The 24,112-nt window shown below is 36.3% G+C and carries 27 protein-coding genes; 15 read left to right on the top strand and 12 right to left on the bottom strand.

Features of this window, described 5'->3' with window-relative positions; all coding sequences use genetic code 11:
• Positions 1-82: 82 nt before the first annotated feature.
• Entirely contained in the window at positions 83-325 is a 243-nt protein-coding gene (locus KM149_RS09465) for a NifU family protein (protein ID WP_016424597.1), read from the bottom strand.
• A 101-nt stretch (positions 326-426) separates the two neighbouring features.
• On the opposite strand from KM149_RS09465, the gene KM149_RS09460 reads away from it, so the two are divergent.
• Positions 427-756 (top strand): YuzD family protein, encoded by a 330-nt coding sequence (locus tag KM149_RS09460; protein WP_050331489.1) that lies wholly within the window; start codon positions 427-429, stop codon positions 754-756.
• Positions 757-968: 212 nt separating this feature from the next.
• On the opposite strand, the gene KM149_RS09455 is transcribed toward KM149_RS09460, so the two are convergent.
• The gene (locus tag KM149_RS09455) at positions 969-2,033 is read right to left on the bottom strand and encodes an NAD(P)/FAD-dependent oxidoreductase (RefSeq protein ID WP_050331488.1); all 1,065 of its coding nucleotides are present in this window, start codon (positions 2,031-2,033) and stop codon (positions 969-971) included.
• 281 nt (positions 2,034-2,314) lie between these two features.
• On the opposite strand from KM149_RS09455, the gene KM149_RS09450 reads away from it, so the two are divergent.
• From KM149_RS09450 to KM149_RS09420, 7 genes are all read left to right on the top strand, one after another.
• Positions 2,315-2,551: a YuzB family protein gene (locus KM149_RS09450; protein ID WP_016424600.1), complete on the top strand. Its 237-nt coding sequence runs from the start codon at positions 2,315-2,317 to the stop codon at positions 2,549-2,551.
• 13 nt (positions 2,552-2,564) lie between these two features.
• A complete protein-coding gene (locus KM149_RS09445) occupies positions 2,565-2,924 on the top strand; it encodes a HesB/IscA family protein (RefSeq protein WP_016424601.1) in 360 nt (119 codons plus the stop codon).
• 205 nt (positions 2,925-3,129) lie between these two features.
• Positions 3,130-3,372 (top strand): DUF3923 family protein, encoded by a 243-nt coding sequence (locus tag KM149_RS09440; protein ID WP_214972519.1) that lies wholly within the window; start codon positions 3,130-3,132, stop codon positions 3,370-3,372.
• Between the two features lie 527 nt (positions 3,373-3,899).
• The gene (locus KM149_RS09435; RefSeq protein ID WP_214972522.1) at positions 3,900-5,102 is read left to right on the top strand and encodes an NAD(P)/FAD-dependent oxidoreductase; all 1,203 of its coding nucleotides are present in this window, start codon (positions 3,900-3,902) and stop codon (positions 5,100-5,102) included.
• Between the two features lie 356 nt (positions 5,103-5,458).
• Positions 5,459-6,952 carry a M17 family metallopeptidase gene (locus tag KM149_RS09430; protein WP_082704420.1) on the top strand — a complete coding sequence of 498 codons (1,494 nt, stop codon included), beginning with the start codon at positions 5,459-5,461 and terminating at the stop codon, positions 6,950-6,952.
• 404 nt (positions 6,953-7,356) lie between these two features.
• Positions 7,357-8,670 carry a Na+/H+ antiporter family protein gene (locus KM149_RS09425; protein WP_103356173.1) on the top strand — a complete coding sequence of 438 codons (1,314 nt, stop codon included), beginning with the start codon at positions 7,357-7,359 and terminating at the stop codon, positions 8,668-8,670.
• A 24-nt stretch (positions 8,671-8,694) separates the two neighbouring features.
• On the top strand, positions 8,695-9,081 hold the full coding sequence (locus tag KM149_RS09420) for a PaaI family thioesterase (protein ID WP_050331484.1): 387 nt from the start codon (positions 8,695-8,697) through the stop codon (positions 9,079-9,081).
• A 197-nt stretch (positions 9,082-9,278) separates the two neighbouring features.
• Here KM149_RS09420 and KM149_RS09415 read toward each other — a convergent pair whose 3' ends face one another.
• The 8 genes from KM149_RS09415 to kapB all read right to left on the bottom strand — a co-directional run bounded on the left by KM149_RS09415 (position 9,279) and on the right by kapB (position 15,558).
• A complete protein-coding gene (locus KM149_RS09415) occupies positions 9,279-9,635 on the bottom strand; it encodes a Na+/H+ antiporter subunit G1 (protein ID WP_016424606.1) in 357 nt (118 codons plus the stop codon).
• Positions 9,613-9,906, bottom strand: a complete 294-nt coding sequence (locus KM149_RS09410; protein WP_016424607.1) for a Na(+)/H(+) antiporter subunit F1 — start codon at positions 9,904-9,906, stop codon at positions 9,613-9,615. Before KM149_RS09410 ends, KM149_RS09415 begins: the two co-directional genes overlap by 23 nt.
• Positions 9,906-10,385, bottom strand: coding sequence for a Na+/H+ antiporter subunit E (locus tag KM149_RS09405; RefSeq protein WP_050331482.1), 480 nt, complete (start codon positions 10,383-10,385; stop codon positions 9,906-9,908). The genes KM149_RS09410 and KM149_RS09405 overlap by 1 nt, the downstream gene beginning before the upstream one ends.
• Position 10,386: 1 nt before the next feature.
• Positions 10,387-11,886: a Na+/H+ antiporter subunit D gene (locus tag KM149_RS09400; protein WP_050331481.1), complete on the bottom strand. Its 1,500-nt coding sequence runs from the start codon at positions 11,884-11,886 to the stop codon at positions 10,387-10,389.
• Positions 11,876-12,223, bottom strand: a complete 348-nt coding sequence (gene mnhC1 / locus KM149_RS09395; RefSeq protein WP_016424610.1) for a Na+/H+ antiporter Mnh1 subunit C — start codon at positions 12,221-12,223, stop codon at positions 11,876-11,878. The genes KM149_RS09400 and mnhC1 overlap by 11 nt, the downstream gene beginning before the upstream one ends.
• A complete protein-coding gene (locus KM149_RS09390; RefSeq protein WP_037559074.1) occupies positions 12,223-12,651 on the bottom strand; it encodes a Na(+)/H(+) antiporter subunit B in 429 nt (142 codons plus the stop codon). The genes mnhC1 and KM149_RS09390 overlap by 1 nt, the downstream gene beginning before the upstream one ends.
• Entirely contained in the window at positions 12,632-15,049 is a 2,418-nt protein-coding gene (locus tag KM149_RS09385; RefSeq protein WP_241415323.1) for a Na+/H+ antiporter subunit A, read from the bottom strand. The genes KM149_RS09390 and KM149_RS09385 overlap by 20 nt, the downstream gene beginning before the upstream one ends.
• Before the next feature lie 128 nt (positions 15,050-15,177).
• On the bottom strand, positions 15,178-15,558 hold the full coding sequence (gene kapB / locus KM149_RS09380) for a sporulation phosphorelay system protein KapB (protein WP_214972527.1): 381 nt from the start codon (positions 15,556-15,558) through the stop codon (positions 15,178-15,180).
• A gap of 72 nt (positions 15,559-15,630) precedes the next feature.
• On the opposite strand from kapB, the gene KM149_RS09375 reads away from it, so the two are divergent.
• The 4 genes from KM149_RS09375 (at position 15,631) to KM149_RS09360 (ending at position 18,143) form a co-directional block, all read left to right on the top strand.
• Positions 15,631-16,224 carry a peptidylprolyl isomerase gene (locus tag KM149_RS09375; protein ID WP_016424614.1) on the top strand — a complete coding sequence of 198 codons (594 nt, stop codon included), beginning with the start codon at positions 15,631-15,633 and terminating at the stop codon, positions 16,222-16,224.
• A gap of 3 nt (positions 16,225-16,227) precedes the next feature.
• The gene (locus KM149_RS09370; RefSeq protein WP_241415322.1) at positions 16,228-16,404 is read left to right on the top strand and encodes a hypothetical protein; all 177 of its coding nucleotides are present in this window, start codon (positions 16,228-16,230) and stop codon (positions 16,402-16,404) included.
• 282 nt (positions 16,405-16,686) lie between these two features.
• Positions 16,687-17,877, top strand: coding sequence for a formamidase (gene fmdA / locus KM149_RS09365; protein ID WP_214971826.1), 1,191 nt, complete (start codon positions 16,687-16,689; stop codon positions 17,875-17,877).
• Positions 17,877-18,143 (top strand): FmdB family zinc ribbon protein, encoded by a 267-nt coding sequence (locus tag KM149_RS09360; RefSeq protein ID WP_050331477.1) that lies wholly within the window; start codon positions 17,877-17,879, stop codon positions 18,141-18,143. Before fmdA ends, KM149_RS09360 begins: the two co-directional genes overlap by 1 nt.
• Positions 18,144-18,214: 71 nt before the next feature.
• Here the strand turns inward: KM149_RS09360 and KM149_RS09355 are convergent, their stop codons facing one another.
• Entirely contained in the window at positions 18,215-18,415 is a 201-nt protein-coding gene (locus KM149_RS09355) for a cold-shock protein (protein WP_060830184.1), read from the bottom strand.
• Positions 18,416-18,778: 363 nt separating this feature from the next.
• Complete coding sequence (gene ygs / locus KM149_RS09350; protein WP_016424619.1) at positions 18,779-19,168, bottom strand: S1 domain-containing post-transcriptional regulator Ygs; 390 nt, start codon at positions 19,166-19,168, stop codon at positions 18,779-18,781.
• Between the two features lie 427 nt (positions 19,169-19,595).
• Here ygs and pruA point away from each other — a divergent pair, with 427 nt between their 5' ends.
• From pruA to KM149_RS09335, 3 genes are all read left to right on the top strand, one after another.
• Complete coding sequence (gene pruA / locus KM149_RS09345; RefSeq protein ID WP_016424620.1) at positions 19,596-21,140, top strand: L-glutamate gamma-semialdehyde dehydrogenase; 1,545 nt, start codon at positions 19,596-19,598, stop codon at positions 21,138-21,140.
• A 174-nt stretch (positions 21,141-21,314) separates the two neighbouring features.
• A complete protein-coding gene (locus tag KM149_RS09340; RefSeq protein WP_050331474.1) occupies positions 21,315-22,514 on the top strand; it encodes an ornithine--oxo-acid transaminase in 1,200 nt (399 codons plus the stop codon).
• Between the two features lie 109 nt (positions 22,515-22,623).
• The gene (locus KM149_RS09335; RefSeq protein ID WP_016424622.1) at positions 22,624-23,868 is read left to right on the top strand and encodes a Glu/Leu/Phe/Val family dehydrogenase; all 1,245 of its coding nucleotides are present in this window, start codon (positions 22,624-22,626) and stop codon (positions 23,866-23,868) included.
• Positions 23,869-24,112: the final 244 nt, after the last annotated feature.

The following is a 24,112-nucleotide window of genomic DNA, read 5'->3' as shown; positions in this document are numbered from 1 at the left end:
GCTATTTATTTTGGGATTTCTATCCCAGCCTCTATTCCCTTTTATATCCCGTTAACAATCTAATTCTATATTGAGTTTATGATTAGAATACTTGTTCAACCTCTACAACACCAGGTACTTCTTCTATTAAAGCACGCTCGATTCCAGCTTTTAGTGTGATGGTACTACTTGGGCAAGTCCCACATGCACCGAGTAATTGAAGTTTTACGATACCATCTTCAACGTCGACAAGTTCACAGTCCCCCCCGTCACGTAATAAGAATGGACGTAGTTTCTCAATCACTTCTGCAACTTGATCGTACATTGTCGCATTTTCAGTTGGCATGGATAATGCCTCCTTTCAAGTTAAATGGTTCTATTTGAGCTTATTTTTTTATTATAATAGAAGTAGAACAAAAAATCTATTGAATCAATTAGGGGGCATACATGAGAAAAGTGAGTGTGGTTGTCTATGGCGCGGATGTTATTTGTGCAAGTTGTGTGAATGCACCAAGTTCTGAAAATACGTATGATTGGTTGAAAACATTATTACCTAGGAAATATCCAAATATTGATTTTGAGTATACTTATATTGATATTGAAAAAACAACTGAAAACCTAACAGATCATGATGTGCAGTTCATTGAACAAATTCAAGAAGATGAATTGTTTTATCCTCTTGTGACAATGAACGATGAATACGTAGCTGATGGATATATTCAGCTTAAACCGATTAAACGTTTTGTCGAACAACATTTTGATGTCACTGCAGAATGAAAAAAGCGTCAACGAAGCGTTAGAAATTAAAATTGACATGTTGTGGTAGGGTGATAAGTAAAGTTTGTAGGTTTATGGTGACACATACAATGGATTTAACGAGAAATGAATGTTAGCCTATTTCTAAATATTTAAGCGGTACAGCGTCAAAAATTCGACGTCTGTACCGCTTCATTTTAGTTTTGTAACATGAATAGAAAAAGCGTTGAGGATTAACCATTATGGTGCTTATACAGCCATAGCACACCGGATTTTAGTATTGATGCAAGGCGACCCGTGACCGTTGTATCCATCAAATAAGCAAAGCCTTTTTTCTCTCCTAGCGAACCTAAAAAGCCTGGAATTTTAATTTCTGGCATCTTATTAGGTAACGGTTTGCCAGCCCATTGCGTCTTTAAGACCATCGCAATTTGATCTGCTTGTACTTCAGCGAGTTGAGCGCTCGGTGCGTGCGGTAGATTTGCGCAATCTCCAACAACATAAACGTTTGGATATGTAGGAATTTGATGATACTGATTGACCATAACGCGATTGCTACGGCTGAGATCAACTGGTAAATTCCTTACGATTTCAACAGGTTGTATGCCAGCTGTCCAAACAATTAAGTCATGTTTGTTTTCGGTTTCTTTATTGTAAAGAATGCCCGGCTCAACTTTAACAATATCTGAATTCGGGACGACTGTAACATCGTTTTCTTCAAACCATTTTTTTACGTAATTACTTAGTTTTTCCGGAAATTGATTAAGGATACGTTCGCCACGGTCGTATAAATAAATTTTTAAATCGCTACGACTCTCTCTCAATGCACTTGCTAATTCAATACCACTCAGTCCCGCACCCACAATACCCACTTGAGCATTAGAAGGGAGTTCACTAATATCGTGGTATGTTTTTCTAGCCTTTTGCAGTGTTTGAATACTATAAGTATAAGCTTTAGCCCCAGGCACATTATGATATTTGTCTTCACAACCTAAGCCAATGACAAGTTCATCATAATCTACCTTGTTTTGTCCTACTGAAATAATTTGATTATCTAAATCGATATCTGTAATTTCGCCATAGACTGTATTGGTTCTGTCGTGATGTGGAAAATTAACACGTACCTCTTTGTCAGACTTTGATCCAGCTGCTAATGCATAGAACTCGGTTTTAAGTCCGTGGTAAGGCATGCGGTCGATTAACGTAATATGATAATCTTCTGGAAGCGCATCAGGTAGAATTTTAGACATGATACGCATATTACCGTAACCGCCACCTAACAAAACTAAATTCTTCATTTTTGAATACCCCTTTAGAGATGAAATTTACTATTCACACATTAAACATTTACCCCTTATGATCAATGCGGATAGTTGCATAAAATCCTACTTTCTTAATACTAATTATATCTTTTTTTCGAAAACCATACAAACATACTCAAAGTAAAATAATTGTAAAATTTCAATTATATATTGATTGTATTCAATAGAAACAGGATGAGGGAAGATGAGCGACTCCATAGAAGAAAAGGTTAAAGTTTGTTATAATGACATCACTAAAAAATAGAAGAGGGTGTAAAATGAATCCGATTGTCGAATTCTGTATTTCCAATATGGCAAGAGGCTCAGAATCAGTGTATCAAACGTTAGAGAACGATCCGAATGTTGACGTTCTTGATTATGGATGTTTACAAAATTGTGGCATTTGTTCATCTGGTCTTTATGCGCTCGTCAATGGAGATATGGTAGAGGGTGACACACCTGATGATTTATTACAGAATATATATGCACATATAGAAGAAACATGGATTTTTTAAGGGAGGCTTTGCTATGGCTACAGTAAATTTAACAGAAGCAGCAGCTTATGAAGTGAAAGATATGTTGGAACAAAATGATATGCCAGAAGGTTATTTAAAAGTTAAAGTTCAAGGGGGCGGTTGTACAGGCCTCACATATGGAATGACTGCTGAACCAGAACCAGGCGAAAATGATGAAGTTTTAGAATTTTTTGGGCTAAAAGTCCTTGTGGATAAAGCGGATGCCCCAATATTGAATGGCACAACAATCGACTTCAAACAATCATTAATGGGCGGTGGCTTCCAAATTGATAATCCGAATGCTATTGCTTCATGTGGCTGTGGAAGCTCATTCAGAACAGCACAAGTTGCAGGCACACCTGAGGATTGTTAATCAGGAGTTTTTGAGAATGTGATTATAGTAGTAGGTATCGAGTTTGTCTTTTAACAAATCCGATACCTACTTTTTTAGTTGTCATTTATAAATACTTATACTTTCGTTTATACTGTAGCTAAAAAGTCTCATTTAAGTGAGATTATGTATTGTACATTTGTGCACTTATAATATGTAATATAGGAAAACTAAAGGGGTTGGAACTATGAAAGCCTCATGGATAGCTTGGTGGGCGGTAAATGCTTTTTTGTTAATTATATTTTTTATAGGAAGTATTTTTATTTGGACAAGAGAAGTTGATGGGTCTGGTGCAATTCAAACCTTTGATACAAAATTAGTAGCATTTCTAGTTTTGTTAGTTGCTTTTTTGTTTCCGTTATTTATACAAATTACGTGGCTTATTATTAACATTGTAGTTATTTTAATTAATAAAAAAACTTTAAAATGAATATTAAGTTGTTCATGCATGATCAGTTTGTCAATATTTATAATGAAAATCCTGCTGACCATAACTTTTTCATTATATAAATCGTTTTTACTTTCTGATTTTAAGCTTTCTGGTAAGAAAAGGTTTTGTGGAAAAAAGTGAGTCATAGCTAATGTTAAACCACAACTTGATAATTTTCCGTGTTTTTGGTACTTATTACGAACAATTAAAATAACAAATGGTCAGGGCTAAAATTTTTGATGTTTCAGCGCTTTTAAGGATATCTCATACATACTAAAAAGGCCATTTGTATCGTTTATAATTGAATTTTTGACGAAAAGATATAGAAGATGAGAAAATAGAATAGTATATTAAACAACAAAGTCGGAAGCTGTTACAATCTTATGACATATTAACTTGAATTCAATTCTAAAAAACTATACACTTATTAATGACATTATTTTTACAATTGATATACTGTAAAATTTCGAGGGTATACAGTATATACAAATCATTAGATTATATTATGAAAGAATAGGTGAATACAAATGGCAGAAAGCAAAAAAGTACTCGTTTTAGGTGCTGGTTATGCTGGCTTACAAACTGTGGCTAAACTTCAAAAGCAATTATCTGAACAAGATGCACAAATCACATTAATCAACAAAAATGACTACCACTATGAGTCAACTTGGTTACATGAAGCTTCAGCTGGTACGATCAGCTATGAAGATGCATTATATCCAATTCAAAGCGTGTTGAAAAAACATGTTGATTTTGTGTGCGCTGAAGTGACTAAGATTGATCGCAATGCAAAAAAAGTTGAAACAACACATGGTATTTTTGAATATGATATTTTAGTCGTAGCATTAGGTTTTGAATCAGAAACTTTTGGCATTTCTGGTATGAAAGAACATGCTTTCCAAATCGAAAACGTGCATACGTCACGTCAAATTTCTCGCCATATTGAAGACCAATTTGCGAATTATGCCGCTTCAAAAACAAAAGACGATAAAGATTTAGCTATCCTTGTTGGAGGCGCTGGCTTTACAGGTATCGAATTTTTAGGTGAATTAACTGATCGTATTCCAGAATTAGCGAATAAATATGGTGTAGATTCAAGTAAGGTTAAAATGACTTGTGTTGAAGCCGCACCAAAAATGTTACCAATGTTCTCTGATGATCTTGTGAGCTATGCTGTGAGCTACTTAGAAGAACGTGGCGTTGAATTTAAAGTTGGTACACCGATTGTAGCAGCGAATGAAAAAGGATTCGTTGTAAAAGTAAACGATGAAGAACAACAACTTGAAGCGAATACAGTGGTATGGGCTGCAGGTGTAAGAGGTAGCCATTTAATGGAAAAATCATTCGAAGGTGTAAAACGTGGTCGCATCGTAACAAAACAAGATTTAACAATCGAAGGTTACGACGATATCTTTGTTATTGGTGATGTCTCTGCATTTATTCCTGAAGGCGAAGAACGTCCATTACCAACAACAGCACAACTTGCAATGCAACAAGGTGAAAAAACAGCAACAAACGTTGCTAAAATATTGAAAGGTGAATCTACTGAGCCATTTGTATACCATGATCGTGGTACAGTATGTTCATTAGGTCATCGTGACGGTGTAGGTGTTGTATTTGGTCGCGAAATCACTGGTAAAAAAGCTGCATTCTTAAAACGTGTGATTGATACACGTGCTATTTTCAAATTAGGTGGTATCGGATTAGCATACAAAAAAGGTAAATTTTAATAGATTGAGTTGAAATCAAACTGTTTAAATGCTAAAACAAACACAACTTACCTGTCTCTTTCATGGTATCAGTGGCTCATAGATATTTTTTCATCAGTCAGATTAAGTGATGCGCTAAGTTGCTAAGTTGTCATAAGCTTATCATCACCGGTAACGACACAATTATATTTAAAACAATGACAATGAATATATTGTTTGATGAAGCATAAAAAAGTATATGCAAATGAGAGCAGAAGTCCTTTGCCTATACAAAGACTAAAATAGTCAGCCACATGGGGGCGGGAGTTAGGAATCTTAATCAATGATAGGATTTCTTTTCCGCCCCCCTATTTACATACTTGAAAGGAGTGAATGTAGTGGGAACACAAAATACAGCGCATGCGACAGTTATTGTTGCAGGAATCCCAGAACATTTAAATCAATATTTTGATGAAGTAAAGCAAGAACAATCACTTTTTGATGCATTAAGTGATTTGAAAGCGAGTCATATTATCAGTTCTCAACGCGGTGAGGTTGCTTCAACTGCGGTATCGATTGATAATGAAGTACGCCATTTGATTACTGTTGGGTTAGGGAATATCAATCAAATGGAAGAAAAAGATTATTTAAAAATTTGGGGTAATTTATTCCAATACTTACAAAAGAAATCTATCTCTAAAATAGAGCTTAAAGCGAATACGTTTTTAGCAAAATCTTTAGAACCTAGTACCGTTTTTAATTTAATGGGAGTACAAAGCGAGCAATCAATTTATCAATTTGATGATTATAAATCTGATAAGAAACCTGCTTTCCGTATAAAAATGACATCGACTGATCAGTATTTGCAAGATGAAAAGAAAGCGATTGAAGCGGGTCAAAAATTAGGACGTGCCATTAATAAAGCGCGCGATTTAGGTAATATTCCGCCTAATATTATGACACCTCAATACTTAGCTGAAACAGTGGAACAATACTTTAAAGATTCGGCTGTTAAAGTCGACATTAAAGATGAGCAAGCTATTCAACAAGAAGGATTTGGTTTAGTTCATGCTGTCGGTAAAGGTTCAATTAATCCACCTAGAGTCATCACTTTAGAATATTATGGTGACCCTGACAATTCAGACCAAGTGGTCGCACTAGTCGGTAAAGGGATTACTTATGATTCAGGTGGTTATACCATTAAGACACGTACAACAATGCCGACGATGAAGTTTGACATGTGTGGTGCAGCAAATGTCATTGGTATGATTGAAGCGGCAAAAGAGCTTAAACTAAAAGTCAATATCGTCGCAGTCGTTGCAGCTGCAGAAAATATGGTAGCGAACAATGCAATGAAACCAGATGATGTATTTACTGCATTAAGTGGAGAAACGGTTGAAATTCCAAACACAGACGCAGAAGGGCGACTTGTTTTAGCGGATGCGACATTCTTTGTGAATCAATACCAACCACAAATCATTTTAGATTTTGCGACTTTAACAGGTGCAGCGATTGCAGCACTAGGTGAAGATAAAGCTGCAGTATTTAAAAAGAATGTTGATCCTAAAGCATTAGAAGAAGTACTTCAATCAGCACAACGATATGAAGAGCTTGTTTTTGAACTGCCTATTACTGAAACTGAACGTAAAAAGTTAAAATCTTCAGATGTTGCTGACTTAACGAACCATGTGAATTCACCAGGTGGCGCCTTATTTGCAGCTGCTTTTGTGACACACTTTAGTGGTGAAACACCACACTTACACTTCGATATTGCAGGGCCTGCGACAACCGAAAAAGCATCACATAGAGGACCTAAAGGACCAACAGGTTACATGATTCCAACTGTTGTGGATTGGTTAAAAACGAAATACGGAACAATTGATAGTGAATAAATCTAAGTAAAGATTATTGAGGAAAACGATTAGGTTTGAGACATGATGACCTGATGTATATTGGTACGTTATCAAACACGAGTCATCACGTATATCTTATCCGAAAAAGCTTTAATTCACATATTAATAGACATGAGAGCGAGAAGATATCTAAATATATAAGATATCTCTTCTTGCTCTCTTTGTTGTTTGAAATATTTATCACTGCTTAATCTTATAAATGACTGAAAAAGGCTTTACTTATAGATCAGCTATATTAAGTTTTAATGGCTTTTTGATTACGTAAAAGCTTTTTAGTGCTTAGCTCAGCCTTAAATTTTATAGTCGATTGACGAAATGTATAATAACTGTTAGTATATTAAACATACACTTTAACTCGATAATGAACTAAAGGAGATTTTGGAATGAATTCTGTTTTAATTGCAGTCGTCATTATGATTATACTTTGCTTATGCCGACTAAATGTTGTCATCAGTTTGTTTATCAGTGCGCTCATAGGTGGTTTGCTTGCAGGCTTACCATTGCATCATACGATTTCTACGTTCACTGATAATATTGTAGATGGCGCAGAAGTGGCGTTAAGTTATGCATTACTTGGTGGTTTTGCTGCCCTAATTTCATATAGTGGTATTACTGACTATCTTGTAAAAAAGATTATTCAATCGATTCGTGCAGAAGAAACGAAGGTATCCCGAATTAAGATAAAAGTCTTAATTATTGTGAGTTTACTGATGCTTAGTATTATGAGTCAGAATGTCATTCCAGTACATATTGCGTTTATTCCTATTGTTATTCCGCCTTTACTCAGCTTATTTAATGAGTTGAAAATGGATCGACGTTTAATTGCAATGATTATTGGTTTTGGTCTCTGTTTCCCATACGTGTTGTTGCCATTTGGTTTTGGTCACATCTTTCATGAAATCATTCAAAAAGGTTTTGAAAAAGCGCATCATCCAATTGCTTTTAACTCGATTTGGAAAGCGATGCTTATCCCAGCGTCTGGTTATATCATTGGTTTAATTGCTGCAATGATATATTATCGTAAACCTAGAATTTATAAAGAAATTAAAACTAATCAAGCAGAAGCAACTGTAGAACTTAAGCCATATGTGCTTGTTGTAACCATTGTCGCGATACTTGCAACGTTTACCGTTCAAACTTTGACGGATTCAATGATATTTGGAGCGTTAGCTGGTGTCCTTGTTTTCTTTGTTTCAGGACTATACTCATGGAAGAGTTTAGATGATCAATTTGTCGATGGTATTAAAATTATGGCCTATATTGGTGTGGTTATATTGACTGCTAATGGTTTTGCTGGGGTGATGAATGAAACAGGGGATATTCAAAAGTTGGTCAATAGTCTGACACTTATCGCAGGGGACAATAAATTTTTAAGTATTATTTTAATGTATATTATTGGACTTGTTGTGACGTTAGGTATCGGTTCATCTTTTGCGACGATACCGATTCTTGCAGCATTGTTTATTCCTTTCGGAGAATCTTTAGGGATGAGTACGATGGCATTGATTGCTTTAATTGGTACAGCAGGTGCATTAGGGGATTCAGGTTCACCTGCAAGTGATTCAACATTAGGACCGACAGCAGGATTAAATATAGATGGTCAGCACGACCATATCCGAGATACATGTATTCCTAACTTTGTTTTTTATAATGTGCCGTTGATTATTATGGGAACGATTGCTGCACTTATATTATAATAAACGAGAAAGGGGGACAATAAGATGACACATCTTATGGAACTATTAGAGATTAAAAAAGTGAGTGAATCACCAGGCTATGTTAAATTGTCTATGCCTGTATCCGATAAGGTAAAGCAGCCTTTCGGTTATCTACATGGTGGCGCGACAATGGCGTTAGGTGAAACGGCATGTTCAATAGGATCATTCAATTTATTAGAACCGAGTCAAGGTATCCCTGTAGGTTTAGAAATGAATACAAATCATATTAAATCTGCACGAGAAGGTATGATTTATGCTGAGGCACGTATTTTACATGAAGGGCGATCCACGCATGTTTGGGATATTCGTATGACGAATGAAGATGACGAACTGATATCAGTAATGCGCGGAACACTCGCAATTAAACCGATTAAACGGGAGTCAGTTTAGAGGTCTAAAATTTACAAATGTGAATTACATGCAAGTTAGGTCACATTTACATTCTTGCTGTATTGAAAATATGTGTATGCACTAATTACTTAATATCAATCAAAACCCGAGATGATTTCGTGATTTTCACGAAAAATCTCGGGCTTTTTAATGTCTTTAATATCCTCAATAGATAATCAAATTGAATCAATGAGGAACTATAACTTCGTACCTTTCATGTCATCTTTAACTTCATCTAGCTTTAAACGCTTTGAAGCAGGTGTCTTGAGATTATAAGCTGACTTCAAGACTAAATGACTTGAGAGCGGACCAGTTAAAAATACGAATGCGATACCGATTAAGAGTTGAAAATTAACGTAACCTTCTTTACCGATAAAATAAATAAAAGTTCCTGTTAACAAAAGCATCGTACCTAAAGTTGCTGCTTTACCCGCTGCATGTGCACGTGAATAAACATCGTCAAGTCTTAACATCCCAATCGCAGCCAATGCACTAAATAATGCACCAATGATGACAAGTATCAATCCTATACTAATCACGATTGTCTCTGTCATGTTCAATCACCTGACCTTTATCCATAAATTTCGCGAAAACAGCAGTGCCTAGAAAAGCGAGAATACCAATTAATAAAATCGCAACAATCATATAATGTGTATCGAGTATGATTGAAAACAGGCCGACGATAGCCATTAACTGTATACCGATCGCATCTAACGCTACAACGCGATCAGGTAAAGTTGGACCCAAAATTACACGGACAAGGATGGCTAAAATCGAAAGGACGACAATAACTAATGCGATAATAATAAAAACATCAAAGTTCATTACGATTCACCCACCTCTCTCACTGCTTTTTCAAGAGAGCCTTTAATACTTGCCACTTCTTCTTCTTTTGTAGAGAAGTTTAAACAGTGAATATATAAGCGTTTCATATCATCATTTACTCCGATAACAACCGTACCTGGAGTTAATGTAATGAGATTGGAAAGTAACGCGACTTGCCATTTATGTTGTAAATCTGTCTCATAGACAAAGAAAGCAGATTCATTTTTAATGCGCGGTTGAAGAATAATACGCAATACGTCGATATTTGCTTTAATTAATTCGATTAAGAAAACAAAGACAAGTTTAATGATTTTGTATAGCGTAATGATATAAAATCGGCCGGGCAAGATTTTACGCATCAAATAAACTAATAGTAACGCAAAAAGGTAGCCTAGGACGAAAGAATTCATCGTATAACTATCTGATAAAAACAACCAAAATATTGCTAAAATCAAATTAATCACTATTTGTACTGCCATATTACTTCACCCCCAATACGCTATGAATGTATGTGTCAGGTTGATAGAACGACTTAGCTGCTTCTGCGACAATAGGGTATAATTGTCCAGCACCTAAACCGAAAGCAACAGCAATGACAACGGATAGGATACCGACGGCTAGTAATCCACGGTGATGCAGTCTTGGATTATAGACATAGCCATAACTCTTTCCGAAGAATCCTTTTAAGAAGATATTCATCACGGAATAGAGCACGACAAGACTTGAAAGTAAGACAATGATACCTGAGGCATAAAAGCCTTCTTCAAAAGCAGCACGTACGATATAAAGCTTTCCATAGAAACCACTAAATGGTGGGATTCCAGCTAAACTCAGTGCAGCAATAAAGAAAGTCCATCCTAAAACAGGATAATGGTGGATTAATCCGCCAAAGTTTCTTAAATCAGTTGTCTTCGTAATTTTATACATAATACCGATTAAAAAGAATAATGCTGCTTTGATTAACATATCGTGCAGTGTGTAGTAAATGGCACCGATAATGCCAGACTTGGTCATCATAGCGACACCAACGAGAATAACACCTACAGCAATCATAATATTATATAAAATAATACGTTTGGTATCTCTAAAACCGACAGCCCCTACACAACCAAAAATAATGGTTAATAGGGCTAAAGCTAACACTGTGTAATGTGAAAATGTAAGTGTATCATGGAAAAATAGACTCATTACACGTGTCAATGCGTAAACACCGACTTTTGTTAATAGGGCACCGAAAAATGCGATGATCGCAAATGGTGGTGCATAATACGCACCAGGTAACCATACATACATAGGGAAAGCGCCCGCTTTAGTAGCAAATACAAATATAAAAAGAATGAATGCAATGCTGAGTAAGCCTGGATGATCTTTACCTACAACAGATAGCTTTTGACTAATATCGGCTAAATTTAACGTTCCGACAATTGAATACAAGATACCAACTGCGATAACGAAAAATGCAGATGAAACCACGTTGACAAGAAGATACTTAACACTTTCTTGAAGTTGGATTTTTGTCCCACCAATCACCATTAAACCGTAAGAAGCCATTAAGAATACTTCAAAAAATACGAATAAGTTAAAAATATCACCTGTGATAAATGCCCCGTTGATTCCAGTGAGCATCATCATGACAGTGAAATAGTAATAATACGTTTCACGATGTAAACCAATCGATTGGTATGAGAATAGTATAATCATCATCGTGATAATTGTACTCGTTGTAACGAGTAAAGCACTATATAAGTCTAAAACAAAAACAATACTATATGGGGCTTTCCAAGAACCTAATTCTAAAATAATCGGATGACCGGCTTGCCATACATGAGTTAAATTGAGGATTGAAAAGCCTAATGTCACTAATGTCCCGATTAATGCAATATAGCGTTTAATAAAAGGGCGGAGGCCACTAAAAATTAAGAGTATCGCGGTAATAATAGGGACCACTAAAACCGCTACGAGTAAATTCTCAGTTATCATCTTCTTGTGGCACTCCTTTCATTCTTTCAACGTTATCCGTACCTAATTCTTTATAACTTCTAAAAGCTAATACTAAGAAAAAGGCTGTCACTGCAAAAGAAATAACAATTGCAGTTAAGATGAGGGCCTGCGGAATGGGATCAACATAATCTGTAACCCCTTTTTCATAAATCGGTACATTTCCGTTTTTAAGCCCACCCATTGTTAACATAAATAGGTTTGCAGCATGTGAGAGCAATGTCGTACCAATGATAATTCTAATTAAACTTTTAGAAAGAATGAGATAGACACTGATTGAAGTCAGTATGCCACAAACAATAATCAATACAATTTCCATTACTCATTCTCTCCAATCGTTAAAATTATAGTGAGTACAGTGCCTACTACTACAAACAATACACCTGTATCAAAAATAACAGCTGTATGAACATGCATAGGTTGTAACAATGGTAAAGGAATTTCGAAAGCACGATGAGTAAAAAAGTTTTTACCATATGTCCAACTTAACATTGGTGCACCGACACAAAATGTTAAGCCTAGTGCTATAAGCTTTTTAAAGTCCCATGGAAACACTTTACGTAAAGTCTTAACGTCAAATGCCACAGCAATAATAACGAGCGCACTTGAAACGAGAAGTCCTCCAATAAAGCCGCCTCCAGGTGTGTAATGTCCGGCTAAGAAAAGTGAGAAGCCAAACATCATAATCAAGAAAAAGATAATCAGTGATGAATATTGTGCAATGAGATCATTTTTCTGTCTGTTCAATCTTCTCAACCCTTTCGTATCCATTTTTGTGTTTCGCACGTAATTTAATTAATGTATAAATCCCCATACCAGCAATACCGAGCACAGAAGATTCAAATAATGTATCGGTACCACGGAAGTCTACAAGTATAACGTTGACCATGTTCTTACCTTGTGCCAAGTCATACACATGCGCTTTATAAAAAGCACTAATAGATTCAAAATGACGATTACCGTATGCAATCAAGCCAAGGATAGTGACCACAACACCGACCCCAATAGAGATAATTGCATTACCGACTTTGTATCTCACTGACTCATTGTAGCGACTCATATTAGGTAAGTGATAGAAACAAAGTAAGAAGAGTGCTGTTGAAATCGTTTCAACTACAAATTGTGTTAATGCTAAGTCTGGTGCATTAAAGAAAATAAAGAATATCGCCATAGAATAACCGACAGCACTTAACATAATGATGCTAAAGAGTCGTGATCTAGCAAAGATAATCATGACTGCAGCAATAACAATCGTCACCACTGAAATAAACTCGTAAGGTCTAATAGGTGAGACTTTCACAAAATCAAAAGAAAATGGTAACGATACGAGTGTGATGAAAGTCAAGAGAATCATTGTTGAAAAAATAATGACTAGGTTATTACGGTTGAAGCCTGTCATATAAGTGCGTGTAATTTGAGTCGCATAATATGGTGTATAACGACCTGTTTGATCGTACCAGTGGTTTAATGTGAACCATTTAGGTATACGTCTCAACATAGGTGCCCAAGAGTTGAATGTGAGTAATAAGCCAGCGCCGACAATATAAATCACTAGCGTTGATAGAAATGCTGGTGTGAAGCCATGCCATAAGTGGAATGTGGCTTCAACTTTATCAACATTGGCAATAGATTGAACAGCGGGTTCAACTAATGGAGAAGACACAACACTTGGGAATAAACCAAACAATATCACTAATGTAGATAAAATAATTGGTGGAATATTCATCAGAATAGGTGCTTCATGTGCTTTATTAGGCAATGCATCAGGATGATGTTGTCCTAAAAAGATTTCAGAAATAAATATGAATGAATAAACAAAAGTAAAAATACTTCCGACGACTGCCACAATTGGAATTAAAATACCAATTGTATTCAAACTAAATAGTGATGCATGTGTAACACCAATCATTGCTTCTAAAAATTGCTCTTTAGATAAGAAACCGTTAAATGGTGGTACACCAGCCATACTTAAAGAAGTAATGATGGAAAGCGTAAAGGAAATAGGCATAATCGTCATTAAGCCGCCCAATTTACGCGTATCTCTCGTACCAGTTGCATGATCGACGGCACCTGTAATCATAAATAAAGCACCTTTAAAAGTTGCATGGTTGATTAAATGAAAAATCGCCGCACTGTAAGCGACAATGTACAACTTACTGTCGGCACCTTCAAAGTGATAGCTCACGGCACCCACCCCGAGCATCGCCATAATCATACCTAATTGGGAAACAGTCGAAAATGCCAAAATCCCTTTAAGATCTTGTTGCTTAGTCGCATTCAGTGATGCCCAAAATAAGGTCACTAAACCGAATAGCGTCACAGTCCATATCCAACCTTGTGACACAGCAAAAATCGGTGTTAAGCGAGCTACAAGATAAATTCCTGCTTTTACCATTGTTGCCGAGTGAAGATAAGCGCTGACTGGTGTCGGTGCTTCCATCGCATCCGGTAACCAAATATAAAATGGAAACTGTGCAGATTTAGTCATTGCACCTATAATGACAAAAATCATTGCCAATATAAAAATAGGAGATGACTGAACTTGATCGACATGCGCGATGATTTCACGAATACGCCATGTGCCTGAAGCAAGGTAAAGTAAAATAAAGCCCCCCAATAATGAAAGACCGCCAAAAACGGTAATCATCATAGACTTCATTGCACCATATAATGATCTTTCTTTATGTCTCCAGAATGAAATTAATAGGAAACTTGAAAATGATGTTAATTCCCAAAAGAAATAAAGTATGAGTAAATTGTCAGAAAGGACGACGCCTAACATCGCACTCATAAACATTAATAAATAGCAATAGAAGTTACCCAGTTGTTCAGACTGGCTTAAATAACTAATTGAATATAGTACAACAAGACTCCCTATGCCAGTAATGAGCAAACTGAATAATAAGCCAAGGCCATCGACATAAACATCAAAGTTCATTCCGATTTGTGGCATCCAAGCAACTGATCGTTCAGTAAATTGCCCGGACATTGTTGGTTTAATATATGAAAAAAAGTAAACAAACAATACTACCGGTATAGGTAATACAAACCAACCTAGATGAATTCGTTTATAGAAACGATATAAGATTGGAATGAGTATTGCGAATATTAACGGTAAAAGGACCGCAATATGTAACCAACTCATAGATTGACCTCCTTTAAAAAAACTACGATAAGAATATTATACATGATTATGAAACTTGTGAAAAACATGGCAGACCAATGGTTGGCTTGATTTTCATATCCTTTTAAATAAGAAGAAACCCGTCTATATTAAACAAAATTTGTTTTATACTGACGTGAATAATCGTTCTTTAAACGTGTTAAACAATCTAAAGATGCATGCTCATAAGCGGTATCCAATTCACTGAGTTGCGTTTCCAAGTTAGTGATTGCACGTTGTAATGTTACGGTGTAGTCTTCAACCTCTCCGTCAAAAGGTTTCAATCGACTTTGAGGTGTGTATCTTTTTTCGTACAAACTTAAAGCTTTACGCTCGTGGAAAAATACACCTTCCACTTCATTCGGATGATGAAGGTCACCTTGTTTAGGATGTTTAATAACTTGTAATACTTGAACTAAACATTGGTCTGAGCCTTCTTCAACAATTTCTACAACATAAACCCCCGTTTTGTGAGCAAATCGGTAAAGCATGATAATTCCATCCTCTCTCAAATATGTTAAAATGATACGTATATATCAGTTTATCACGAATGGAGTATGAAAATGACTAACTATCCACAATTGACAAAAGAAATACAAGAAAACGAAATTAAAGTTGTAATGCATACAAACAAAGGAGATATGACATTAAAACTATTTCCAGACATTGCACCTAAAACAGTGAAAAACTTCATTGAATTAGCACAAAAAGGCTATTACGATGGTATCACTTTCCACCGTGTCATTAATGACTTTATGATTCAAGGTGGAGACCCTACTGGAACAGGTATGGGTGGCGAAAGTATTTATGGTGGACCATTTGAAGATGAGTTCTCTATGAATGCATTTAACCTTTATGGTGCATTATCAATGGCGAATGCCGGACCAGGTACAAACGGCTCTCAATTTTTCATTGTACAAATGAAAGAACTTCCAGCTCAAATGGCGAGTCAACTTGAAGATGGCGGTTGGCCAAAAGAAATTGCTGAAGCCTATAAAGAAAAAGGAGGTACACCTTGGTTGGATCAAAAACATACTGTTTTTGGACAGCTTGTTGAAGGTGAAGCGACTTTAGAAGATATCGCAAATGTAAAAGTGGGTGCACAAGACAAACCTGTTTATGATGTTGTGATTGAATCTATTGATGTTGAAGAATAATTCATGAATAGGGATCATCATGCGGTAAATAATGATTTGAATATTCGATTTTATCATAATTTAGCGGATTTAAACACTTCACAATTTGATGGCCCAACAATGGTAGACGCAGAAGTTAACGAAATGATGGTTGCAGTACATCAAATGGGCGAGGCAGAACTCGTTGCAAAAGCGTTTTGACAGATTTATTAACTTTCTTTTGTTGAAACGTTCCTGTATGATGTTTGTTTGGTGAATCGACAGCAGCAGTCAACATGAAAATAGAATGTAGTATTTCATAAAGAATAGTAAAGTCGGTAAAAATCGAAAGTGGTTTTTATCGACTTTTCTTTGTTGAGCAAATAGTGTGTATAGAATGTGATTTAATTCAATGGCTAAAATAGTGTACTTTTTAATTTTTATGGTAAAATAACCTTAAATGATGGAAGATTCTGTCATATTCAATCAATGGAGGGATTTGTCATGCCGAAAAAGCTATTTAGTATTGATTTGAGTAAGAAAATGGATCAACAAGCACAACCTGGACACAATCGTTGGCACCCAGATATTCCAGCAGCGTTTTCAGTTGAGCCAGGTGAAGCGTTTCGTATGGAATGTTTAGACTGGACAGATGGGCAAATTTCAAATAATGATGATCCTAGTGATATTAAATATGTGAATCTTAACCGTGTTCATGTTTTAAGTGGTCCCGTTTATGTAAACAATGTCGAGCCAGGTGATTTGTTAGTCGTTGATATCTTGGATGTGGGTGCCTTCCCAGAACACGAATGGGGATTTAACGGTATTTTTGACAAGACAAATGGGGGCAGTTTTTTAGTCGATCATTATCCGAATGCACAGAAATCGATTTGGGACTTCCAAGGTATTTTTGCTTCAAGCAGACACGTACCTGGTGTTGAATTTGCAGGTGTTATTCATCCTGGTTTAATTGGTGTTGCACCTTCTCACGACATGCTAGCAGAGTGGAATAAAAGAGAACGAGCGCTTGTGGATACTGACCCGAGTCGGGAGCCACCGCTTGCGAATTTACCGACTGAAGATGCGGTGGTACTTGGCACTTTAAAAGGGAAGGACTTTGATCGCATTGCTAAAGAAGGGGCGCGTACAGTACCACCACGTGAAAACGGTGGGAATTGTGATATTAAAAACTTATCGAAAGGTTCGAGAATATATTTTCCAGTATACGTTAAAGGTGCAAAATTATCAGTAGGTGACTTGCATTTTTCACAAGGAGACGGTGAAATTACATTTTGTGGCGGTATCGAGATGCCTGGATGGATTGATTTAAGAGTGAATGTGATTAAAGGGGGCATGGAAAAGTATCAAATTAAGAAGAATCCAGTGTTTAACCCAAGCCCTGTGCTACCGAACTACTCGGACTATATAGTGTTTGAAGGCATTTCGGTCAATGAATTTTCAGGAAAGCAAACATATTTAGATGCTAATACAGCTTATCGCAACGCTTGCTTGAATGCGATCGAATTTTTAAAAACACGTGGCTTTACAGGTGAGCAAGCATATATGTTACTCGGGTCAGCGCCCGTGCAAGGAACTGTTGCAGGCATTGTTGACGTTCCGAATGCATGCTGTACGATAGCCATACCACGAGAAATTTTTAAACCAGGCGTCTTGCCAGAGAAGGATGAATTCTAATGCCAAATTATTCCTATACATGTACGAACTGTGGTACGTTTACGATTCGGCAACACATTTCAGAGCAGCATGAAACTGCGCCATGTCCGTCGTGTCGGCAAATCGCAAAGCGAGAATTTGTCGTCTTTCAAACGTACAAAATAAATGCCAATGTTAAACAACGTATTGAAAAAGGTCAACAACCGCGTCTTGTCAAAAAAGAAGATTTGCCTAAAAAAATAACTCAATCACCACAAGTTACACGACCATGGATGGCAGGACATTAAAAATAATATGAAATAACACAAAAAAGAGACGGGAAGTCACTCCCCGTCTCTTCTATATATAAAGGTTTAAATTACATTTTAACAACGTTCGCCGCTTGTGCGCCACGTTCGCCTTCAACGATATCAAAGTCAACACTTTGACCTTCTTCTAAAGTTTTGTAACCATCTCCAACGATTGCTGAGAAGTGTACAAATACGTCGTCTCCATTTTCTCTTTCAATGAAGCCGAAACCTTTTTCTGAGTTAAACCATTTTACTGTACCGTTATTCATAAAGAATACCTCCAAGTGCTTTTGCACAAATATTTGCAATAAATTGATTGATTAAAAAAGAGGATATTCTAAAAAATACACTACAATTAAATTCAAGATCTTTTATTACGTGGTATTAACTATACACGTGGTTATCAATAAAGTAAAGCTTTTATTTTTTTAAATTTAAAAATAGAGGTTAAGAAAGCAAGTATATCTAAGGAAAAGGCTTTAAAAATGGAAGTACATACACCACATAGATTTGAAGAGATGAGCACCTCTGTATAGCAACTAGTGGTATAAGTGGGGAATGGTTTTTATGAATCAAACCGGTAAAAAAATAGAAAACCGATATACAAGTCTCGCTTATACATCGGTTTTTGATTATTTTGATTCATATTGCATTCTTTTTTTTGACTGTTTCACCCAATAAGGCAAGCGTTCTTCTAAAGTCTGAAACCCATATTTCTCAGTTTCCTGAATTTCATCCAATACTGAATATTTTCCTTTTCTACGCTCATAATTTTTAAAGTAATCATTATCTTTAAGTGATAAATTTAGCTTTCCATTACTATCAATGGAAATGATTTTTGCTTTCACAATTTGACCAGGTGATAAAAGCTTTTTTAAATTATGCACATAATCATCCATAATTTCGGATATATGAATAAGTCCTTCAGTACTGTCAGGGGTCTCAACGAAAGCGCCGTAGGGTTGTATACCAGTCACACGCACTTTGACATGTTGTCCAACACGATACTGTCTTTTCAACATTCATAACCCCTTATTGAATTGATATTAACAGTTTAATCATAGCATACATTTTTCTAATATCCTAACTATTCGGTGCAAGACTGACTCTTTCTAGTCATTTCATACGCATCTCTGTCTTCAATAATAAAATATTGAACGATATTTGATGTGTGTTATGCCATATTCGTGAAGCTTTGTAAGAGGACTGGAGTTGTATATCGGATAGTTGCAAACGACGTTTCATCCACGCTATAATGCAAGTGAATGAAAGCGCTTAACATTTACTTAAAAACATCTCTCTGTTCATTGAAAGGTGTGTTTTTAAAGTGAGATTAAGTGATCGTTTTTTTATGAATGGTTTGGTTAAAGATTTTCTTTTACAAACAGATACTTCATATGTCATGATATATGTAAGGGCTTTCTAAAATAAACAAAGGAGGATTTTTGAATGATTCCATATCAACATGAACCATTTACAGATTTCACTAAAGAAGAAAATCGTGAGGCATATTTTCGAGCATTAGAAAAGGTGGAAAGTGAACTTGGTAAAGAGTATCCATTAATCATTGGAGGAGAACGTGTTTTTACAGAAGAAAAAACACGTGTTTACAACCCTTCTAATCGCGAAGAAACAATCGGTTACGTGTCTAAAGCTTCACAAGCGCATGCAGAAAAAGCATTAGAAGCAGCAAAAGAAGCGTTCAAAACTTGGAGAACTGTAGACCCTAAAGTGCGTGCAAATATTTTATTCAGAGCTGCAGAGATTACACGTAAACGTAAACACGAATTTTCTGCATTACTTTCTAAAGAGGGCGGTAAGCCTTGGAAAGAAGCGGATGCAGATACAGCAGAAGCGATTGACTTCATGGAATACTATGGTCGACAAATGCTTGAATTAAAAGATGGCAAGCATGTTCATAGTCGTCCAGGTGAATACAATCAATTTGATTATTTACCAGTGGGTGTCAGTGTCGTGATTTCGCCATGGAATTTTGCATATGCTATTATGGCGGGGACAACTTCAGCGCCAATTGTAACAGGAAATACCGTATTGCTGAAGCCTTCATCCAATACACCTATTATCTCCTATAAATTTATGGAAGTTCTTGAAGAAGCAGGTTTACCAAAAGGGGTAGTTAACTGGATTCCTGGTTCATCAAGTGAGATTGGAGATTTCTTGATTGAAAATAAAGATGTGGGCTTGATTTCATTCACAGGTTCTAAAAATGTAGGTAAAGAAATTATTCAAAAAGCAGCTGTGATACAAGAAGGACAAAATCATATTAAACGTGTAATTGCTGAAATGGGTGGTAAAGACGCCATTGTAGTTGATAACGAAGCCGACTTACAAATTGCGACAGATGCTATTGTTTATTCTGCGTTTGGCTTCTCAGGTCAAAAATGTTCAGCATGTTCTCGTGTCATTGCACATCAAGATATTTACGATGAGCTGTTAGAACGTGTTAAAGAAGCAGCAGAAAAGATTAAAGTAGGTAATGCTGCAGAACCAGACACTTATGTTGGACCTGTTATCGATCAAAAATCATTAGATAAAATTAAAAAATATATCGAAATTGGTAAAGAAGAAGGACGTATCGTAACAGGCGGTAATACAGATGAAGAAAAAGGTAATTTTGTTTATCCAACGATTATTGCTGATTTAGATCCTAATTCACGTATCATGCAAGAAGAAATTTTTGGACCTGTCGTTGGTTTTACAAAAGTAAAAGATTTTGATGAGGCTATTCAAGTTGCCAATGATACAGAATATGGCTTAACAGGTGGTGTCATTTCAAATAACCGTATGAAACTAGAGCAAGCACGACGTGACTTCATGGTTGGTAACTTGTACTTTAACCGTGGTTGTACAGGTGCGGTTGTCGGCTATCAACCGTTTGGCGGCTTTAAAATGTCAGGAACAGATTCTAAAGCAGGCGGACCAGATTATTTAGTCTTACACATGCAAGGTCGTTCAGTTTCAGAACATCTCTAACATTTAATTAAATAACAATGGTATGAAATCTAAAGAGGTTCATATCAACTGTAGGGTAAATCATTAAGAAAGACGTTCAAACCTTAGATATGAAAAGGCCATGAATGACATTTATCGATTTACCCTATACTTTCATATAAAAAATTTCAGAATTGCAGAAAAGGGGGAGACGGCATGAATACAAAATCTGAAAAAATTATCGAAAAAACAAATCATTATGGTGCACACAACTATCTTCCTTTACCTATCGTGATCTCAGAAGCTGAAGGGGTTTGGGTTAAAGATCCTGAAGGTCATCGCTATATGGACATGCTAGCCGCATATTCAGCAGTGAATCAAGGACATAGACATCCTAAAATTATTCAAGCAGTAAAAGAACAAGCCGATAAAGTTACACTTGTGTCACGCGCATTTCACAGTGATAATTTAGGAGAATGGTATGAAAAAATATGCCAATTATCAGGTAAAGAAAAGGCATTACCTATGAATACCGGTGCAGAAGCAGTTGAAACCGCATTAAAAGCTGCACGACGTTGGGCTTATGAAGTCAAAGGGATTAAGCCAAATGAAGCGGAGATTATTGCGATGGAAGGGAATTTCCATGGTAGAACAATGGCGCCAGTTTCTTTATCATCAGAAAAAGAATATCAGCGCGGGTATGGCCCGCTTTTAGAAGGTTTCCAAAATGTTGAATTTGGAAATATTGCACAATTAAAAGCCGCGATCAATGAAAATACGGCAGCTGTATTAATTGAACCTATTCAAGGGGAAGCGGGTATTAATATTCCACCTGAAGGCTATTTAAAAGAAGTGAGAGCCTTATGTGATGAGCATAACGTTCTTTTTATTGCTGATGAAATTCAAGCAGGTTTAGGGCGAACTGGTAAATTGTTTGCGACAGACTGGGACAATGTTAAACCAGATATTTATATTTTAGGTAAAGCATTAGGAGGCGGTGTTTTACCAATTTCGGTTGTATTAGCTGATAGCGAAGTATTGGATGTCTTTACACCAGGCTCACACGGTTCTACTTTTGGAGGCAATCCTTTAGCTTGTGCGGCTTCAATTGCTGCGCTAGATGTAATTATTGATGAAGACTTACCAGGTCGTTCACTAGAATTGGGAGAATACTTTAAAAAGGCATTACTTGAAATCAATCATCCAGCGATTAAAGAGGTGCGAGGACGTGGTTTGTTTATAGGTATAGAACTGCATGAAAATGCACGTCCGTATTGTGAAAGACTTAAAGAAGAGGGGCTGTTATGTAAGGAAACGCATGATACAGTGATTCGATTTGCACCGCCATTAGTAATTACAAAGGAAGAATTGGACTATGCCATTGAAAAAGTGAAAAAAGTGTTTTCTGAGGGATAAAGTGACTCCTAAACATGTAGAGTGAAAAGAACTTTAAAATAAAATTGCTTGTGTTACAATACTCATGTAAACGAAAACATTATAGTAGGAAAAAGAGGCGAAATGGATCATGGCTGAAAAAAATAATTTAGTGACGTCAACGCAAGGTATCATAAAAGAAGCAATGCACAAACTGGGTTTTGATGATGGCATGTACGAATTAATTAAAGAACCTTTACGTTTTTTAACTGTCCGTATTCCAGTAAAAATGGATGACGGTACAGTAAAAACTTTTACGGGTTATCGCGCACAACATAACGATGCTGTAGGACCTACTAAAGGGGGCGTACGCTTTCATCCTGATGTAGATGAAGAGGAAGTAAAGGCATTATCAATGTGGATGACATTGAAATGTGGCATTGTAGATTTACCATATGGTGGGGGTAAAGGTGGTATTGTCTGCGACCCACGTCAAATGAGTATTCATGAGGTAGAACGACTATCACGTGGCTATGTTCGTGCGATTTCACAAATTGTTGGACCGACAAAAGATATTCCAGCGCCAGATGTATTTACAAATTCACAAATCATGGCGTGGATGATGGACGAATACAGTCAAATGGATGCCTTTAACTCTCCAGGATTTATCACTGGGAAACCTATTGTTTTAGGGGGATCTCAAGGTCGAGATCGTTCAACAGCATTAGGTGTTGTTATCGCGATTGAAGAGGCTGCAAAACGTCGTGGTAAAACAATCAAAGATTCACGTATTGTCATTCAAGGTTTTGGTAATGCAGGTAGCTTCTTAGCGAAATTCTTGTATGATCAAGGTGCTAAAATTGTAGGTATTTCTGATGCGTATGGTGCATTACACGATCCAGAAGGTTTGGACATTGATTATTTATTAGACCGTCGTGATAGCTTTGGTACGGTGACAAACTTGTTTGAAGATACAATTTCTAATAAAGAGTTGTTTGAATTAGATTGTGATATTTTAGTGCCTGCAGCAATTGCAAATCAAATCACATCTGATAACGCGGCTGATATTAAAGCTGAAATCGTTGTAGAAGCGGCAAATGGTCCAACAACACCATCTGCAACTAAAATATTGACAGATCGTGGTGTATTACTTGTACCTGATGTATTAGCGAGTGCTGGCGGCGTGACGGTTTCTTATTTTGAGTGGGTACAAAATAATACAGGTTACTACTGGACTGAAGAAGAAGTTAACGAAAAATTACGTGAAAAATTAGTGAATGCATTCGATACGATTTATAACTTATCTCAAAATCGTAAAATTGATATGCGTTTGGCAGCCTATATTGTAGGAATTAAACGTACCGCTGAAGCTGCACGTTACCGTGGTTGGGCATAAGACTAGGCGCATCAATTCATGATTTAAAACTGGACTGAAATTCGTATTAAGCATGATATTTTCAATTTCAAAAAAGTAAATAATCATGCAGCATTCATTGTGTTGTATTTGACGTCAATAAAGTTTGAAAAAAACCCTGAACATAGAGCCGCCAATCTCTAAATGTTCAGGGGTTTTTTCGGTTTCTCGTTTTTAAAAAATAAGTATAAAGTCTATAACGATGACGACAGCTTTTGTTAGAGAA

Source organism: Staphylococcus coagulans (genome assembly GCF_022557135.1).
Taxonomy (GTDB): Bacteria; Bacillota; Bacilli; order Staphylococcales; family Staphylococcaceae; genus Staphylococcus; species Staphylococcus coagulans.
The sequence above is the reverse complement of the archived record's forward strand: the minus strand, read 5'-3'. Positions and strand labels throughout refer to the sequence as shown.